We start from the raw sequence: 17014 nt of genomic DNA, 5'->3' as shown, positions 1-17014 counted from the left end.
AGAGGGCAGAATAGGGGTATGCGGCGTACCCGGAAGACTCAGGAGACGACGGTCCTCCCTGCCCAGGCAACGCACGCTGGTGGCGGGCAGGACCTCTCTTGGGCTTCCCCGCCTGCCCAGCAGTGGGCTCCGGGGAGCCAGCCGTCCGCGCTGGATACCTCGGCCCGCACGGCAGCGCTCGCGCCCGAGGAGATTGTGGTGCGTGTGCGGCGGCACGGCAGGCACCTCACGGCGCCGGTTGTCGTGATGTTCGTCGTTGCAGGGCTCGGAGGCTTCTGTATCGGATCCTTCCCCGAACTCTGGATGAACCTTGCCGCTGGGGCCGTCGCCCTGCTACTGCTCGCGTTTGCGGCGATCGCGCCGATCCTCGGGTGGCTCGCGCGGCGTGCGGTCGTCACTACTCGGCGAGTCATCGTGCACCACGGCTTCTTTGTGCGGCACCGCACCGAGGTGTCGCTCGCGCGCGTGCGCGAGGTGCGCTCGAAGCAAAATCCGGTGCAGCGGCTGTGGGGCTCAGGAGATATTGACCTGTACGTGGGGGCGGAGGCCACGAGGATCCCCGACGCGCCCGGGCTCAAGGCCTTGCACGCCGCGCTTCAGGAATTGTCCGAGCGCAGCTACGACGAGCAAGTGCGTGCGAGCGGGTACGCGGGCGGATTCATGGGTGGCCCGGTCCGTTAGTGGCCGCGCAGGCTAGCCGGTGCGCCTCCGAAGCGTCCTCTCCGCCCCTATTAATTCAGACCGACCCTTGCGTGGGCCGAAAACGGGTCGGAATGGATAACTTGGGGTCTTGGGGTCTTGGGGTCTTGGGGTCTTGGGGTTCGCGCGGGGCTGCACGCCGTTGGTGCGGCGGCATTCCGGCTAGCTGGTGCGGGCGATGAGCACGTCGATGAGCTCGCCGGCGAGGTTCACGAGCCGCTCGATCTCTGACTCGTCGCGGTCGATCCACCGAATCTCGGGTTCGCCGACGGGCACGAAGTTCTCGTGCCGCTCCCAGACCATCAGCGTGCGCTCCGCCCCAAGCACGTACTGCTGCCACCATATCTGCCGGAGGTAGTTGCGCGGAATGACCCGCCACTCCTTGTTCGTGGTCTTGATCTCGGCGAGCTCAAGCACGCCCGTATCGCGCTCCACAACGCCGTCGGGCGTCGCGAGGTGGCGCAGGTCGGTCTCGGCGTGGAACAGCGCGGAGCTCGGGCGGATCCCATGCTCTCGTTCCACCCAGGCCGCAATCTTCGGCTCCCTGGCCTTGCCGTGCTCCGTGTACGCATTGCCGATGAACCGGCTGCCGTACATCTTCTCGCGTGCGGCGGTTTCGATGGATCGTGGGGTCGAGAGCTTCGCCACGTCAGTTGCGGTGATGCCGCGGGATCGTGCCCGCATCCACGCGCTATGATCGGTTCCGTCAGTGACGATGCGCGAGAGATGCGCTCCAGAGAACACTGCTGGGGTAGACACCGCCCCATCCTCTCACGCACCGCGGCGGGCTCTCTGCCCGTGTGCCGCGTGGCGCGCAGAACGCGAAAGACCGCCAGTTTGACTGAGTATCAACTGAGTGATGTTCGAAACTTTTAGAGTATACACCTGTCTGGCAAAGTTTGCCCCCAGCCCGCGCCCAGACGAAACAGGCACTATAGACGCATGGTTGCCCAGACGCTCACGAGACAAGATGGTTCAATGGTGCGCGCACTCGTCGTAGATGACGAGGAGTCGATAACGCAACTCATTGCCATGGCCCTTCGCTACGAGGGGTGGGAGGTGAGATCAGCGGCATCGGGCGCAGAAGCGCTCGAGGCTATTGCCGAATTCCAGCCCGACGTGGCCGTGTTTGACATTATGCTCCCCGACTTCGACGGTATGCAATTGCTGTCTAAGGTCCGTGCAAAGGGGGAGGTGTTCCCCGTGCTCTTCCTGACAGCCCTCGACTCGGTCGAGGAGCGTGTGGCGGGCCTCACCGCCGGCGGCGACGACTACGTCGTAAAGCCCTTTAGCCTCGAGGAGCTGCTCGCCAGGCTCCGTGGGCTCGTGCGTCGCTCACAGGTGCGCCTTGCCTCGCAGCCAAACCCGATCCTCCGCGTCGGCGACCTCGAGCTCAACGAAGACAGCTACGAGGTCTCGCGCTCGGGCGACACGATCCAGCTCACCAACACCGAGTTCGAGCTGCTGCGCTACCTCATGCGCAACTCGGGTCGCGTGCTGTCGAAGGCGCAGATCTTGGATCGCGTCTGGAGCTACGACTTCGACGGCAAGCCCACGGTCGTGGAGCTGTACATCTCGTACCTGCGCCGCAAGATTGACGCGGGCCGCCCGGCAATGATCCACACTGTTCGTGGTGCGGGCTACATGCTGAAGCCCGCAGACTAGCGCGCTCGCGAGCGACTCGCTGAGGGCTGGGTGGTCGGAATTTCGACCGCCCAGCTTTCTTGCGTGATGGGACTGTGCTAGAGTTCTCTATGGCCCAAGACCGTCGGTAAAGTTCGCAAGAACTTCGGAACGCTCACAGATCCAGCAGTGGAAACGTGAGGACCAGCGCAGGTACGAACTCCTTGAAGCGTGAATGCGAATTCCGTGAATCTCGAAGCTCCGTGCGTGCGCGCCGGAGCTTTTTCCTTTTCCAGGAGTTGCTTCGTGCGGCACGGCCGCCGGGAGGCATTCGCCGCCCCGGATACGACAACTAAGGGAGCGCCATGGCAACGAAGGACGCTACGGTCGCCGATCTTCAGAAGCAGTTTGAAGAGTCGGGCGCCGTTCTGCTGACTGAGTACCGCGGTCTCACGGTTGCTCAGTTGCGGGATCTCCGCAACAGCATCCGCGAGCACGCGACATACGCTGTGGCGAAGAACACGCTGACCAAGATTGCAGCCAACAAGGCTGGAATCACCGCGTTTGACGACGAGCTCGCTGGCCCGTCGGCACTCGCGTTCGTGCACGGTGACACTGTCACCGTCGCGAAGGCACTGCGTGACTTCGCCAAGGCAAACCCTCTTTTGGTGATCAAGGCTGGCTACTTCGATGGCAAGCCCTTGACCGCCGCTGAGGTAGGCAAGCTTGCCGATCTCGAGAGCCGTGAGGTGCTGTTGGCTAAGGCTGCTGGCGCTATGAAGGCTTCGCTGATCGGCGCTGCACAGCTGTTCAACGCTCTGCCCGCTAAGGCCGCTCGCGGCTTCGGCGCGCTGCAGGAGAAGCAGGACGCTTAAGGATCGGCATCCGCCGACCTGAAACACACTGTTCCTGCGCGATGTGCAGGGCAAACATCAAGGAGAATCACCATGGCTAAGCTTTCGACTGAAGAACTGCTTGAGCAGTTCAAGGGCCTGACCCTCATCGAGCTCTCGGACTTCGTTAAGGCGTTCGAGGAGGAGTTCGACGTTTCGGCTGCTGCTCCCGTCGCAGTTGCTGCTGCTGCAGCTCCTGCTGCTGAGGCTGTCGAAGAGAAGGACGAGTTTGACGTCGTTCTCGAGTCGGCTGGCGACAAGAAGATCCAGGTCATCAAGGTTGTGCGCGAGCTCACCGGCCTGGGCCTCGGCGAGGCTAAGGCACTCGTCGAAGAGGCACCGAAGACCGTTCTCGAGGCTGCAAAGAAGGACGCAGCTGAAGAGGCAAAGGCTAAGCTCGAGGAAGCTGGCGCTGGCGTAAAGCTTGCGTAAGTTCTCGCTCTAGCGAACTGAAGGTGGGTCGTCCCGAAAGGGGCGGCCCACCTTTTGCGTTGCCGCGCCGAGGGCGCAAGCGCCCAGAGATCAAGCGCCCAGAGATCAAGCGCGCCGAGATCAAGCGCGCAGAGATCAAGCGCGCCGAAAGGACATGTCTTCGGCGAGGTCAGGGCTTCTCAGCTGCCGATCCCCCCTGACCTCGCTGAGAGCATGTCCTTTGAGCGATATTTGGGGAGTGGGGTGGACCTGGCGGCTCTCGGTGAGTGGGCGATGTTCCAAGACTCCGAGCGTGCAAACTACGGCGTGCGGTAGCCAGCAGCACGGCAAGAGCCCCGGTGGCGAACAGCACGTTCGCCACCGGGGCTCTTGCCCTACTGCTACCGGAAAGGCTTAGACGCTGAAGCGCACCTCGGCACCGAGCTGTTCGCCGCCCGGCACCTCGTCGCCGCGGAGCGCGAGCACCCGGCCGCCGCTCGCGAGCACCTTGGCCGCCAGCTGATCGACGAGACCGTAGCCCGCGGTGCTTTCGGCAACGAGCCCGCCAACCTGCGCGTCGAGTGTGCCCTCCGGGTGCGCGTCAATGTCGACGTAGAGCGTCGAGATTGCGCCCGCAACCGCGGCACGGCTGATGTCAGACAGGTCGGTGACCGCGCGGCCTGCGGCGCGGAGGTTACCGAACTGCTCCTGACGCTCCGCAAGCTCGGCCGCGTAGTACGAGTCGAGGATCTCACGGGCGGCGGCGTCGATCTCGCCGGCGCTGCGGTTGTCGGGGTTGCCCGAGATTCCGTCTTCGAGGAGCTTCGCGTTACGCGTCACCGAACGGAAGAGGCTGTCGAGCGGCTGAGCCGCGGCGAGGATCAGTGGGCCGCGGGTGCTGCGAAGCACCGGGGCGATCGCGCGATCGACGGCGCGGGCGAAGCCGAGCAGCCGGGCATCCTGGCCCTCTGGGCCGTGGAGCCTGCGGCGGTGTGACTCGACACCGGGATCCTCAACATTGAACGTGTCGAGCAGATCGCTCGGCAGTTCGGGTACTGGCAGCTCGGTACCGCTGTGGTCCGGGCCGATCGCGATGAGCCGTACCGCGTTCTGGCTGAGGGCGAGCACGGTTGCATCGTGCGCGAAGGTGATGGTGCGCAGCAGCGGTACGATGCGGAAGTGGTTGCCCGAGAAGAACTCCGAGTCGAGCTCGTTCGGGAGGCGGTAGGCGATGGTGCGCTCGGGGCTCGCAAACACGACGAGGCTGTGCGAGAGGTAATGCCAGAACGAAGTGTCGTCGAGGAGTGCCCGGAGTCCCGCCTCGGTTGCAGCGATCTCCGCGGGGTCGCCGCCGTGCTTGGTGTGCTCTGCGACGGCCTCGCTGACGAGGTTGCCGTAGCTGATTCGAATGGCCTCGGCCTCTGCCGTGACCGGTGAGGTGCTGAGCACGATGGTGATGAGGTTCGGGCGCTCAACCTGGGCGAGCTGCTCGATCTCGGAACGGAGCGGAATATCGGTATGCATGGGCGATCCCCCTTCAACATTGTTGTGGGGTTCGCAGGTTCGCGCCCCACTTCGTTCGACCCCAGGGGGAGAAACTCCCCAAGGGGCCCTGTCCCTACCTTGCCCGATTCACGCGGAAAAGGGAATGAGTAGGAAAACTCGGACTAAATAATCTGCCGGCCCTCGCGCTTTGCCTCGCGCCAGTCCCGAATGAACGCGCGCACAATGACGAACAGTGCGCCGATCACGATGACTGGCCAGACGAGCACGTAGGCCGTGAGCAGGATGACTTCCCAATTCATGGTGTGTCCTACTTCCCCGCGGCCGAGACCGCGTCTGAGGTGGTGGTGGCGGCCGGGGTTGCGACGGTGTCGATGGATCCGGTGGCCGCCCGAGCAACGATCTCTTCGACGGGGTCGAAGTCGCCGGTGCGCTGCTTAATGAGCTCGAAATCGAACGGTGGCTTCTTCGACGCGAGCGTGATGAGGGTGCAGAGGATCGTGCTCACCGAGTAGGCGACGAGCGACCCAGAAAGCACCGGGTAGGTGTGGAGGAAACCGATCGCGAACGGTGCAGAGGCGAGGATCGAGATCCCGGCGACCCAGAATGCCACCCGTTTGCCGAAGAAGCCGAAGGCCATGAGGCCGAGGACGACACCGATGCCGATGGTGGCGAGCACGTCGAACACGATGGCGACCCAACCGGTCATCTCGATCCACTCGAAGCGGACCGGGATGAAGGTCGCGAGTGCCACGACCACGGAGATGCTGAACGCGGCGTTCGTGACGCGGTTCCAGTAGAAGCTCGCGATCACCGGGAACACGAGGGCCCCCCAGAGTGCGCCGACAAAGACGAGGAGGTCGAGAATGTTCAGCTGTGAGCCCGCGAAGTACATGCCGGCGGTCATCGCGACGATCATCGTGACACGGCCAACGAGCACCATCGTGCGCGGGTTTGGCTTGCCCTTCGCGATGTTTTGACCGTAAATATCTGCCATCACGATCGAGGCGAGTGCCGTGAGGTCGGCATCCGCGGTCGAGGACAGCGAGCCGATGATCATGATGAAGAACAGTGCGAGCAGCGCTGGCGGCAGGTAGGTTGCGGCCATCTGCGGGATGAGGTTATTCACATCGCCGCCGGTCGGCTCGATGCCCGCGTAGAGCGCGATCACGCCGAGCATGCCGATGCCGATGATTGTCGCGCCGTACCCGAAGGTCGCGGTGACGAATGTCTTCTTGATGAGGTCCTCGCGCACGGCGAAGAGCCGCTGCGCGATCGTCTGGTTGCCGATTGCGTAGGCGAGCACCGCAGCGATGTAGGGGGCACCCTGGTTGAAGAACGCGTCGGAGGAGAAGAAGTTTGACTGCTGCGGGGTGAGGTTGTTCGCGCCCGTCACGAAGAGATCGGGGCCGCCGGCGGCGAAGAACACCACCGGAATGATGATGATCACGGCGCCGAGCATGAACAGCACCTGCATGAAGTCGGTGAGTACTGAGGCGCGGAAGCCAGACCACAGTGTGTACAGCAGCACGCCCGCGCCGATCGCGATGACGCCCTGGCCGAACGTGAACGGCGAGAGCATCGCGATGAGCGCGCCGCCGGCGATGAGGTTCGAAGTGAGGCTGATGATGGATCCGAGCACGTTTGAGCCTGCGAGCATGAGCTGGCTCGAGCGGCCGTGCCGGGCGAACATCACCTCGGCGATGGTGTGCGCGCGGGGCGCGACCTTGCGGATCCTGCGCCCGAAGGGGTAGATGAGCAGAATCATCAGCGCGCCCCACAGGCCGTAGTGGATCGGGCCAGAGAGGCCGTAGGTGTAGCCGGAGGTGGCGGACGCGTACATCGACGCGGCCCAGATCCACGTGGCGGTCATCGACGCGGACGAAATGCCGAAGCCGACGCGGCCGCCGCCGGTCATGTAGCCGTCGGCGTTTTCACGCTTCTGGCTGATGCGGAGCGAGATTACGAGGCTCGTCCCGAAGAATGCGAGAAATAGGGCGACAACGATGGGGCCCGAGAGCTGCTGGAGATGCTCTTGCATGGGTGCTTCCTTTCAGATTGCGGGTCGGCGGGAGCCGAAGGACCGAATGCGAAGGAAGGGCGCTAAGTGGGGAAGCGGAGCACCGGGGCTGGAGGGACTGAACGGCGGGCGGTCACGGGCCTGGTCTTGGAGCGCTCGCGCGGATGCGCTGAGCTGAAATTTTTCGGGGAAGAGATACGGTTGGTCCTTTCGGAAATCCGCGGCGTGCGCGCTGCTGGTTTCAAGCCGCAAGATGCCGCGCGTGCGCCGAAACTGCTGCGTGTCGGTGCACTACGAACGTCTGGCCGTGCAGCACTCGGTTCTGCCTTTTCAGAACGGCGCATGCGAACTACCTGACCTTTTAAGTAGTACAGGAGTTCGGAGATAAGTTCTAGTCCTTTCGCCAACACCGTAAACAATTGTTGCTCTATTGTGAGCTGGTCGTTACCTACGTTTGATACCTGGCCCGCCCAGGTGCTGCCGGGTATTATTGACCGCGTGGGCGGATAGCTGCGAGGTGTATCCGGCTGATCCTGCCGCGAAGGGGCAAGGGCAGTTGACCCGCCAATACGCCCCTCGCCGCGATGGAAGGAAGCCCGTGGCCCTCATATCCTTGGCCCTGCGACACGCAAAAACCTACTGGGTGTTCATCGTCATTGTGCTCGTCATGCAGCTGCTCTCAACGATGGCAACGCTCTGGCTCCCGAGCCTGAACGCCCAGATCATCGACCGCGGAATCGCAGTCGGCGACACCGGCTTCATCTGGCGCACAGGCGGAGTAATGCTCCTCGCCTCACTCGGACAGCTGGTTGTTGCCGTCGCCGCCGTGTACTTCGGTGCCCGCACCGCGATGGGTGTCGGTCGCGATCTCAGGCGCGAGGTGTACCGCAAGGTCGACACGCTCTCGACGCTTGAGGCCACGAAGTTCGGTGCGGCGACGCTCATCACCCGCGGTACGAACGATGTGCAGCAGATCCAGATGCTCGTGCTCATGACCCTGAACTTCATGGTCTCCGCTCCGATCATGGCGATCGGTGGCGTCGTGATGGCACTGCGCGAAGACGCGGGGCTCGCCTGGCTCGTCTGGGTGTCCGTCGCGATCCTGGCTGTCATCGTGAGTTTCCTCGTCTGGAAACTGCTGCCGCTCTTCCGCGTCATGCAGGACAAGGTCGACGCGATTAACGGCGTGCTCCGCGAGCAGATCATGGGCATCCGCGTGGTCCGCGCGTTCGTGCGCGAACCCTTCGAGACAAAGCGCTACGACGTCGCAAACCGCGACATCACCGACGTCTCGGTGCGAGTCGGCAACATCTTCGTTCTCATGTTCCCCATCATCATGATGGTGCTCCACCTCGCCACGGGCGCTGTGCTCTGGTTCGGCGGCCACCGGGTCGACGCGGGTGACATCCAGATCGGCTCCCTGACGGCCTTCCTGCAGTACCTCATGCAGATCCTCATGGCGGTCATGATGGGCGTCTTCATGACAATGATGATCCCGCGCGCCGTTGTCTGCGCCGAGCGCATCAAAGAACTCCTCGACACCGAGTCGACGCTTGAGTTCGCGAAGACCGAAACGGTCGCAACGCCGACGCGTGGCCGCATCGAGTTCACGAACGTCACCTTCGGCTTCCCCGGCGCAGAAGCGCCAGTGATTCGGGACGTCAGCTTCGTCGCAGAGGCTGGCAAAACCACGGCGATTATCGGGTCCACCGGCGCGGGCAAGACCGTGCTGCTCAACCTCATGCTCCGGCTGTACGACCCGCAGAGCGGGGCCGTCACGATCGACGACACCCCAGTCGCGAAGCTCACACGCGCGCAGCTCGCAGAGACGACCGGGCTCGTGCCGCAGCGGCCATACCTGTTCGCGGGCACGATCGCGTCGAACCTGCGGTTCGGGCGGCCCGAAGCGACGGACGCCGAACTCTGGGAGGCGCTGCGCATCGCCCAGGGCGAAGACTTCGTCCGCGAGAAAGAACTCGGACTCGACGAGCCCATCTCGCAGGGCGGCACGAGCGTTTCAGGCGGCCAGCGGCAGCGGCTCTCGATCGCCAGGGCGCTCGTGTCGAAACCGCGTATCTACCTGTTCGACGACTCGTTTTCGGCCCTCGACGTGGCGACCGACGCGCGGCTGCGCGCGGCGCTGCCCCAGGCCACCGAGGGCGCTACGACAATCATCGTGGCGCAGCGCGTCTCCACGATCACCGAGGCAGACCAGATCCTCGTCGTCGAGGGCGGCGAGATCGTTGGCCGCGGAACACACGAAGAGCTACTCGAGAGTAGCGACGTGTACCAAGAAATTGTGCGATCCCAGCTCGAGGAAGCAGAGGCAGCGTAATGGCGAAGCGTGACAAGTCCGCGAAGGCCAGCGCCGCGGTGACCCCCGAGGAAATCGAGGAAGACTTCTCGAACTTCGAGCCCGGGGTCGACGCGATGATGGGGGAGGACGCCCCGCCGCGCAAGGCAAAACACTTCTGGCCGTCTGCCAAACGCCTCGTCGGACTGCTCGGTGCCGAAAAGGCGAGGTTCGCCGCCGTCGTGCTGCTCGTGATCGGCTCGGTCATCCTCGCGGTGATCGCCCCCAAGGTGCTCGGGCGCGCGACCGACGTGATCTTCAACGGTGTGCTCGGGAAGGATCTCCCCGCGGGCGTGCCGCTCGAGACCATCGTGGCTGACCTGCGCGCCGACGGGAAGACCCAATTCGCAGACATGCTGCAGGGCGCAAATGTCGTGCCCGGCCAGGGCATTGACTTTGCGGCGCTCGGCGGCCTGATCCTCATCGTGATCGGCCTGTACCTCGTGTCCTCCTTCCTCATGTGGCTGCAGGGCTTCATCCTCAACCGCCTCGTGATGCGGATCGTCTACAAGCTGCGCTCGGACCTCGAAGCAAAGATCAACCGGTTGCCGCTGTCGTACTTCGACGGCCGACAGCGCGGCGACGTGCTCTCGCGAGTCACCAACGACGTCGACAACATTCAGCAGGCACTGCAGCAGGCCTTCTCACAGCTCGTGCAGTCTGCCCTCATGATCATCGGCATCATGGCGATGATGTTCGTCGTCTCGTGGCAGCTCGCACTCATCGCTCTCATCGCGCTGCCGCTGTCGGCGGTCATCGCCGGCGTCGTCGGCGTGCGCGCGCAGAAGCTGTTCGCGGCCCAGTGGAAGAACACGGGCGCGCTCAACGGGCACATCGAGGAGTCGTTCACCGGCCACGAGCTCGTGCGCATCTTCAACCGCGAGGCTGAGATGACCGAGGAGTTCGACCGTCGTAACGAGGGCCTCTTCTCTGCCTCGTTCAAGGCGCAGGCGCTCTCGGGGGCCATCATGCCGTCGATGACCTTCGTGCAGTCGCTCATCTACGTGCTCATCGCCGTCGCAGGAGCGCTCCGCGTGACCAGCGGCACGATGACCCTTGGCGACGTCACCGCCTTCATCCAGTACTCGCGCGAGTTCGCGCAGCCCGTCGGCGAGATGGCGAGCATGGCGAACATGCTGCAGTCCGGCGTTGCATCGGCCGAGCGCACCTTCGAACTGCTCGACGCGGAAGAGCAGGAGGCCGACACCGAGACGGCCACCCTGCCCGCGCGCACCGAGGGCCACGTGCGTTTCGAGAACGTGTCGTTCAGCTACGATCCTGATTCCAAGCTCATCGAGGACCTCTCGCTCGAGGCCCGCCCTGGTCACACGATCGCGATCGTCGGCCCGACCGGCGCCGGCAAGACGACGCTCGTGAACCTCATCATGCGGTTCTACGAACTCGACGGCGGACGGATCCTGCTCGACGGCGTCGACGTCACCGAGCTCTCACGCTCCGCGCTGCGCTCACACATTGGCATGGTGCTGCAGGACGCGTGGCTGTTCGACGGCACGATCCGCGAGAACATTCGCTACGGCCGGCTCGACGCCACCGACGACGAAGTGGTTGCGGCCGCCGAGGCCACGATGGTGGATCGCTTCGTGCGCCAGCTCCCCGATGGCTACGACACTGTCATCGCAGAGAACGCTTCGTCGCTCTCCGCGGGCGAGCGGCAGCTGCTCACGATCGCGCGCGCCTTCATCGCGAACCCGTCGCTGCTCATCCTCGACGAGGCCACCTCCTCAGTCGACACGCGCACCGAGGTGCTCGTGCAGCAGGCCATGCGGGCGCTGCGGAGCGACCGCACCTCCTTCGTGATCGCGCACCGCCTGTCGACGATTCGTGACGCCGACACGATCCTCATGATGGAGGCCGGCCGCATCGTTGAGCAGGGCTCGCACGAGGACCTGCTCGCGCGCCGGGGAGCGTACTACGCGCTCTACCAGTCGCAGTTTGCTGGCGAGATCGACGAGGAGCACGCCGAGGAACTGCTCACGGGCGAACCCATGGCGGCCACCGGGGCGATCCCGGTGGTTGACTCGGCTGAGGCCTCGGTGGCTGGCGGAGCGGGTGCTGGTGGACCGAGTGACGATGGATCGGCTGCCGATGGTTCAGCTGCCGATGGTTCGGTGGCTGGCGAGAACGCTGGTGGTACTCAGGGGTCCTCGTGATCCGCTAGACTAGATCCGCCCCTCACGTGGCGATATCTTGGTTAACTCCCCCAGGTCGGAAACGAAGCAAGGGTAGCCGGGCTCTATCGGGTGCGTGGGGGGCGCTTTCTTTTTCTGCTGCCTTGCTCTGCGTCCCGTTGTTGGCCGAGCGCCCCGGCCTGCCGCTGCCTTTCCAGCCACCCCGCCGCTGCCTTTCCCGCCCGCCCGCCGCTCACCACCCATGACCTCAGCGAAAAGGGGTCGTTTGGGTGGTAAAAGACCCATGACCTCGCTGAGGTCATGGGTTATGAGCGCGGCTCCTGGTGCTGTGGCCAGGCGGCGGAGAGCTTGCCGAGCAAGGCGAGGAGCTGTGTGCGCTCCGCCGCGTCGAGCGCCGCAAGCGCAGCGCCCGCGTCGTCGCGCTGCCTACTGCGTACCGTGTGGACGAGCTGCGCCCCTGACTCAGTGACGCGCACGCGGCTGCGCCGTGCATCACTTGGATCGGCCTCCCGCTCTGCGTGGCCGTGTTCGACGGCCTGCTGCACGAGTCGTGACGCCCGGGGCTGATCGACGCCGATGCGCACCGCGAGCTCGCTCACTGAGAGCGGCTCTCCCTCGTGGAGGATCGTGCTGAGGAGCCGCACCAGGGCCGGCCCGCCGCCGCGTGCGTGGGGGCCATGCTGGGCCCTGCCGTCTGCTTCGCCTGCGCCGTGGGCAGCTCGCGGGTGGTCGCCGCGCGGCCCGCGGCCGCCACCCGACCTGCCAGTTCCGCCAGCGCCCAATCCGCCTCGGTGTCCCCGGCGCCCGCGGATCTGGGCGAGCGCGTCGATGAGCGCGTCGACCTCGGTCGTGGCGGGGGGTGCTGGAGTCTCAGGCTGTGAGCTCGCTGGAATGTCCATGCAGAAAGTTTACATGTAACTTGACATGAATATATTTACATGTCACTATACATATGCATGCACAGTGACATGGACTTGTGTCGGGCCCGAGACCGGGAGCATGCGCAGCGGAGGCGATCGCCCCGCAAGAAAGGACTCCTCATGAGTAACACTCAAGACTTCACCCCCATCAACCCCCACACCAACACCCGCCCCGCCGCCGAGACAGGCGCGCACGAGATCCCGGCAACGCCGCTCGAGCCGGCTCGCAGGCCTGACTCGATCCGCCACTGGAGCCGAGTGATTGACGCGCTCATCGCCCGCGAGATCGATGCACAGTTCGCAGCTGCCGGCGCATCGCGCCGTGACCTCCGGGTACTCAACCTGCTGTCGGGGGAGCGCGAGCTGTCCGACCGCATGCGGGAGCGGATCGAGCGACGCGGCGGCCGCATGTGGTCACTCGCGGATCGCGGATGGATCCAGCGGGCGAGTGCCGAGACGATGCGCGCGACCGGGCTCTCCTGGGAGCTCACCGACGCGGGCGTGGCAGCGCGCGAGCGGCTGAACGGCATCGTTGAGACGGTGCGCGAGCGCACGACCTCGGCAGTGTCCCCGGGGGATCTCGCGACAACGCTCGCCACACTTGAGGCGGTCGCCACCGAGTTCGGCTGGGCCGAGGGCATGCGCCTTCCGCGCGGCCACCGCGGCCGCGGACGCGGATATGCGCGCGGCTTCGGTCATGGACACGGCTTCGCCCGTGGAGACGGACACGGACACGGGCACGGCTTCGGCGATGGCCACGGACACCAGCGCCGCGGCGAGGGCCAATGGCGCGGCCACGGAAGCCAGGACCACGGCTGCGGCCGTGACCACGCCCACGGCGGCACTCCCTGGGCCGGGCAGCGATCGCGCGCTCGCCGCGGGGATGCGTTCGAGCGCGGGTACGTGGCGGGCCGCGCCGCACGCAACCACGCATAGTCACACAACCACGCATAATCGGACCGTCACGAGCGGTGAACAGGGCCGGTACCCACGCTGGGTGCCGGCCCTGATGCGTGCCAGCTGCGACTTCCACAGTTTCCGGGCGGCGAGGTGAACGCGCCGAATACACTGTGAAGCGTGGCAGTCAGTATCTATCTCACATCCGCCGAGGGACGCACGGGAAAGAGCGCGGTCGCGCTCGGCGTGCTTGACGCGTTGAAGGCCGGTGTGCCCCGCGTGGGGGTCTTCCGACCCGTGATCCGGTCGCGAGACGAACGCGACCGCGTGCTCGAACTGCTCCGCGGCAGGGCTACGGCCGACTGCGCCTACGAGGATTGCATCGGGGTCACGTACGAGGAGCTTGCGCACGACGCTGACGAGGCGATGGCCAGCATCGTGAGCTCGTACCGCGCGCTGCGGGACCAGTGCGACGCAATCGTGGTCGTCGGGACTGACTACACCGATGTTGCCGCGCCCACTGAGCTCGCGACGAACGCCCGGATCGCCGCGAATCTCGATTCGCCGGTGTTGCTGGTCGTGGGTGGGCGGGACCTGTCTGAGCAGGAGGTGCTCGGGCAGTCGAGCGCCCGTGATGCCTTGACGCTCGCGAAGATTGTCGAGCTGAGCGTCGCTGAGCTCCGTGAGGAGCACGCGAGCGTGCTCGCGACGCTCATCAACCGCGCAGACGGCGAAGACCTCGGCGGGATTGTCGCCGCTGTCGAACGAGTCGTGCCCGAGGGGACCGCCGTGTGGGCGCTCCCGGAGGAGCCCATGCTGGTTGCGCCCCCGGTCGCCGAGGTGATGCGTGCGGTCGATGGCCAGCTCGTGCGCGGCAGCGAGGAGCTGCTGAGCCGCGAGGTGACACAGATCGTCATCGCGGGTATGTCGATGACGAACGTGCTGCCGCGGCTGCTCGAGGGCGCGGTCGTGGTGATCGCGGCGGATCGGGCGGAGACGCTGCTCGCGGTGTCCATCGCGCACGAGGCGGAGGGCTTCCCGACGCTCGGGGCCGTCGTGCTCAACGGCGATTTTGAGATGTCGGAAGACGTGGAGCGACTGCTCGACGGTGTGGGGGCGGTGCTCCCCGTGATCCGCACCCCGCACGGCACCTTTGAGACCGCGCAGCGCGTGGTGCACGCGCGAGGCCTCCTCACCGAGGAATCTCCGGTGAAGTTTGATACGGCGCTCGCGCTCTTCGAGGAGCATGTGGATACCGGCGATCTGCGCGAGCGACTGCGGCTGCACCGCGGCAGTGTCCGCACCCCCGCGATGTTCGCATACGATCTGTTTGCGCGGGCCGCGAAGGCGGACGCGCACATTGTGCTGCCGGAGGGGAGCGACGACAGGATCCTCCGCGCCACCAGCACGCTGCTCGCCCGCGGCGTCGCGCGCCTCACGCTGCTCGGCGAGGAGAGTGCGATCCGCAAGCGCGGAGCGGAGCTCGGCCTCGCGATCGAGGGCGCTGAGGTGATCGACCCGGCGACGTCGCCGTTGCTTGATCAGTTTGCGGCGGAGTACGCGAAGCTGCGTGCGCACAAGGGCGTCACGCTCGAAGAGGCCCGTGACCGCATGATTGACGTGAGTTACTTCGGCACCATGCTCGTGCACCTGGGGCTCGCCGACGGAATGGTGTCGGGGGCTGCGAACACCACGGCGCACACGATCCGCCCGAGCCTCGAGTTCATCAAGACTAAGCCGGGGGTATCGGTTGTCTCGAGCGTGTTCTTCATGGCGCTCGCCGACCGCGTGCTCGTCTACGGCGACTGCGCGGTCAACCCAGATCCGAACGCTGCGCAGCTCGCCGACATCGCCGCGTCGTCGGCCGAAACGGCCGCGCAGTTCGGGGTGGATCCGCGCATCGCGATGCTCTCCTACTCGACCGGCGAATCCGGTTCGGGTGCGGAGGTCGACAAGGTGCGCGAGGCGACCGCAATCGTGCGGGAAGCACACCCCGCTCTCCTCGTCGAGGGCCCGCTGCAGTACGACGCTGCCATCGACCCCGAGACGGGTGCCTCGAAGCTGCCGGGATCCCAGGTCGCAGGCCACGCGACGGTCTTCATATTCCCAGACCTGAATACGGGGAACAACACCTACAAAGCCGTGCAGCGCTCGGCGGGCGCGATTGCCGTCGGTCCGGTGCTGCAGGGCCTGAACAAGCCGGTCAATGACCTCTCCCGAGGAGCCACTGTGCAGGACATTCTTAACACCGTCGCGATCACCGCCGTGCAGGCGGGTGAACGATGAACGCCGTACTGGTCGTGAACTCCGGCTCGTCGTCGATCAAATACCAGGTCATCGATGAATCGAGCGGCGAACGGCTCGCGCAGGGCCTCGTCGAGCGCATTGGCGAGCAGGGCGCGGGGCGGATCGTGCACAGGGGGCACCGGCCCGGTTCTGGTGGTGAGTTGATGACCGAGACGGTGACAGAGCGGGATATCCCTGATCACGCCGCCGGGTTCGCCGCGATTGTCGAGGGGTTCGCTGAGAACGGCACCCCCATCGAGGGCTTCGGGATCGTTGCCGTCGGTCACCGCGTCGTGCACGGCGGCAGCGAGTTCATTGCGCCGACGCTGATCGACGCGGAGGTCGCCGAGCGGATCCTCGAGCTCGCCGAGCTTGCCCCGCTGCACAACCCCGGCCACCACGCGGCGATCATCGCGGCGCGGGCGGTGTTCCCTGATCTCCCACACGTTGCGGTCTTCGACACGGCCTTTCACCAGACCATTCCGGAGAAGGCATATACCTACGCCATTGACCGGGAGCTTGCCGCCGAGCACGGGATCCGGCGCTACGGCTTCCACGGAATCTCGCACTCGATCGTGTCGCGGCGAGCTGCGCGGCACCTCGACCGTCCGCTGGAGTCACTCAAGCAGATCGTGCTGCATCTCGGCAATGGGGCATCCATGTGCGCGATCGACGGTGGCCGGTCCGTCGATACGTCGATGGGCCTCACCCCGCTCGAGGGACTCGTGATGGGCACCCGCTCGGGCAACATCGATGCCGGGGCGATCTTCCATCTGATCCGGCGTGGCGTGAGTGTCGACGAGGTCGACCGCGAGCTCAACAAGCGGGCGGGATTTCTCGGGCTCACCGGAACGATCGACTTCCGCGACGTCCGCGCTGCCGCCGCCGCCGGAGATGCCGCGGCGCAGCTCGCGATCGAAGTGTACGTTCACCGGGCCAGGCACTACCTCGGGGCCTACCTCGCAGTGCTCGAAGGCGCCGACACGGTCGTGTTCACCGCAGGACTCGGCGAGAACGGGCCGGACCTGCGGGCGCTCATCTGCGCTGGGTTCGAGTGGTGCGGGCTGCGAATCGATCCCGATCGGAACGACTCGACCGAAACCGGCACCCGCGTCATCAGCGCGAACGACTCCCGCATCACCGTGCTCGTCGTCCCGACCGACGAGGAAGCAGAAATCGCCAAGCAGAGCATCGCGCTGGTAACGTCCAGCTAATCGGGCCGGCGGCTGGACCGGGCTTCCCGAACTCGGGGCCGCCCT

Annotated in this window: 14 protein-coding genes and 1 other RNA gene; 10 read left to right on the top strand and 5 right to left on the bottom strand. The window is 65.4% G+C overall.

From position 1 onward, the window contains the following. The first annotated feature begins 18 nt into the window (after positions 1 to 18). Positions 19 to 681, top strand: coding sequence for a PH domain-containing protein (locus ACI1US_RS03555; RefSeq protein WP_461638214.1), 663 nt, complete (start codon positions 19 to 21; stop codon positions 679 to 681). 180 nt (positions 682 to 861) lie between these two features. Here the strand turns inward: ACI1US_RS03555 and ACI1US_RS03550 are convergent, their stop codons facing one another. Beyond that, complete coding sequence (locus ACI1US_RS03550; RefSeq protein ID WP_416550080.1) at positions 862 to 1458, bottom strand: YqaJ viral recombinase family protein; 597 nt, start codon at positions 1456 to 1458, stop codon at positions 862 to 864. Positions 1459 to 1641: 183 nt separating this feature from the next. Here ACI1US_RS03550 and ACI1US_RS03545 point away from each other — a divergent pair, with 183 nt between their 5' ends. The 3 genes from ACI1US_RS03545 to rplL all read left to right on the top strand — a co-directional run bounded on the left by ACI1US_RS03545 (position 1642) and on the right by rplL (position 3647). Continuing rightward, entirely contained in the window at positions 1642 to 2364 is a 723-nt protein-coding gene (locus ACI1US_RS03545; RefSeq protein WP_416550081.1) for a response regulator transcription factor, read from the top strand. Between the two features lie 323 nt (positions 2365 to 2687). Next, a complete protein-coding gene (gene rplJ / locus ACI1US_RS03540) occupies positions 2688 to 3197 on the top strand; it encodes a 50S ribosomal protein L10 (RefSeq protein WP_059060291.1) in 510 nt (169 codons plus the stop codon). A 72-nt stretch (positions 3198 to 3269) separates the two neighbouring features. Next, entirely contained in the window at positions 3270 to 3647 is a 378-nt protein-coding gene (gene rplL, locus ACI1US_RS03535) for a 50S ribosomal protein L7/L12 (protein ID WP_059060289.1), read from the top strand. A gap of 393 nt (positions 3648 to 4040) precedes the next feature. Here rplL and ACI1US_RS03530 read toward each other — a convergent pair whose 3' ends face one another. The 3 genes from ACI1US_RS03530 to ACI1US_RS03520 all read right to left on the bottom strand — a co-directional run bounded on the left by ACI1US_RS03530 (position 4041) and on the right by ACI1US_RS03520 (position 7170). Then, the gene (locus tag ACI1US_RS03530) at positions 4041 to 5150 is read right to left on the bottom strand and encodes a baeRF11 domain-containing protein (RefSeq protein WP_461638210.1); all 1110 of its coding nucleotides are present in this window, start codon (positions 5148 to 5150) and stop codon (positions 4041 to 4043) included. A gap of 143 nt (positions 5151 to 5293) precedes the next feature. Further along, on the bottom strand, positions 5294 to 5431 hold the full coding sequence (locus tag ACI1US_RS03525) for a putative transporter small subunit (protein ID WP_461638208.1): 138 nt from the start codon (positions 5429 to 5431) through the stop codon (positions 5294 to 5296). 8 nt (positions 5432 to 5439) lie between these two features. Next, a complete protein-coding gene (locus ACI1US_RS03520) occupies positions 5440 to 7170 on the bottom strand; it encodes a sodium:solute symporter family protein (RefSeq protein WP_461638206.1) in 1731 nt (576 codons plus the stop codon). A 577-nt stretch (positions 7171 to 7747) separates the two neighbouring features. Between ACI1US_RS03520 and ACI1US_RS03515 the strand changes: the two genes are divergently transcribed. The 3 genes from ACI1US_RS03515 to ffs all read left to right on the top strand — a co-directional run bounded on the left by ACI1US_RS03515 (position 7748) and on the right by ffs (position 11783). After that, positions 7748 to 9484 (top strand): ABC transporter ATP-binding protein, encoded by a 1737-nt coding sequence (locus ACI1US_RS03515; protein ID WP_416550082.1) that lies wholly within the window; start codon positions 7748 to 7750, stop codon positions 9482 to 9484. After that, complete coding sequence (locus tag ACI1US_RS03510) at positions 9484 to 11673, top strand: ABC transporter ATP-binding protein (RefSeq protein ID WP_416550083.1); 2190 nt, start codon at positions 9484 to 9486, stop codon at positions 11671 to 11673. The genes ACI1US_RS03515 and ACI1US_RS03510 overlap by 1 nt, the downstream gene beginning before the upstream one ends. Positions 11674 to 11686: 13 nt before the next feature. Beyond that, positions 11687 to 11783: signal recognition particle sRNA small type (gene ffs, locus ACI1US_RS03505), an RNA gene on the top strand. A 174-nt stretch (positions 11784 to 11957) separates the two neighbouring features. Here ffs and ACI1US_RS03500 read toward each other — a convergent pair. Beyond that, on the bottom strand, positions 11958 to 12551 hold the full coding sequence (locus tag ACI1US_RS03500) for a MarR family winged helix-turn-helix transcriptional regulator (RefSeq protein ID WP_461638203.1): 594 nt from the start codon (positions 12549 to 12551) through the stop codon (positions 11958 to 11960). 141 nt (positions 12552 to 12692) lie between these two features. On the opposite strand from ACI1US_RS03500, the gene ACI1US_RS03495 reads away from it, so the two are divergent. The 3 genes from ACI1US_RS03495 (at position 12693) to ACI1US_RS03485 (ending at position 16969) form a co-directional block, all read left to right on the top strand. Then, positions 12693 to 13508, top strand: a complete 816-nt coding sequence (locus ACI1US_RS03495; protein WP_461638201.1) for a hypothetical protein — start codon at positions 12693 to 12695, stop codon at positions 13506 to 13508. Positions 13509 to 13649: 141 nt separating this feature from the next. Further along, entirely contained in the window at positions 13650 to 15755 is a 2106-nt protein-coding gene (gene pta, locus ACI1US_RS03490; protein WP_461638199.1) for a phosphate acetyltransferase, read from the top strand. Continuing rightward, on the top strand, positions 15752 to 16969 hold the full coding sequence (locus ACI1US_RS03485; protein ID WP_461638197.1) for an acetate/propionate family kinase: 1218 nt from the start codon (positions 15752 to 15754) through the stop codon (positions 16967 to 16969). The genes pta and ACI1US_RS03485 overlap by 4 nt, the downstream gene beginning before the upstream one ends. Positions 16970 to 17014: the final 45 nt, after the last annotated feature.

The organism is Leucobacter sp. BZR 635 (assembly GCF_048061935.2).
Taxonomy (GTDB): Bacteria; Actinomycetota; Actinomycetes; order Actinomycetales; family Microbacteriaceae; genus Leucobacter.
The sequence above is the reverse complement of the archived record's forward strand: the minus strand, read 5'-3'. Positions and strand labels throughout refer to the sequence as shown.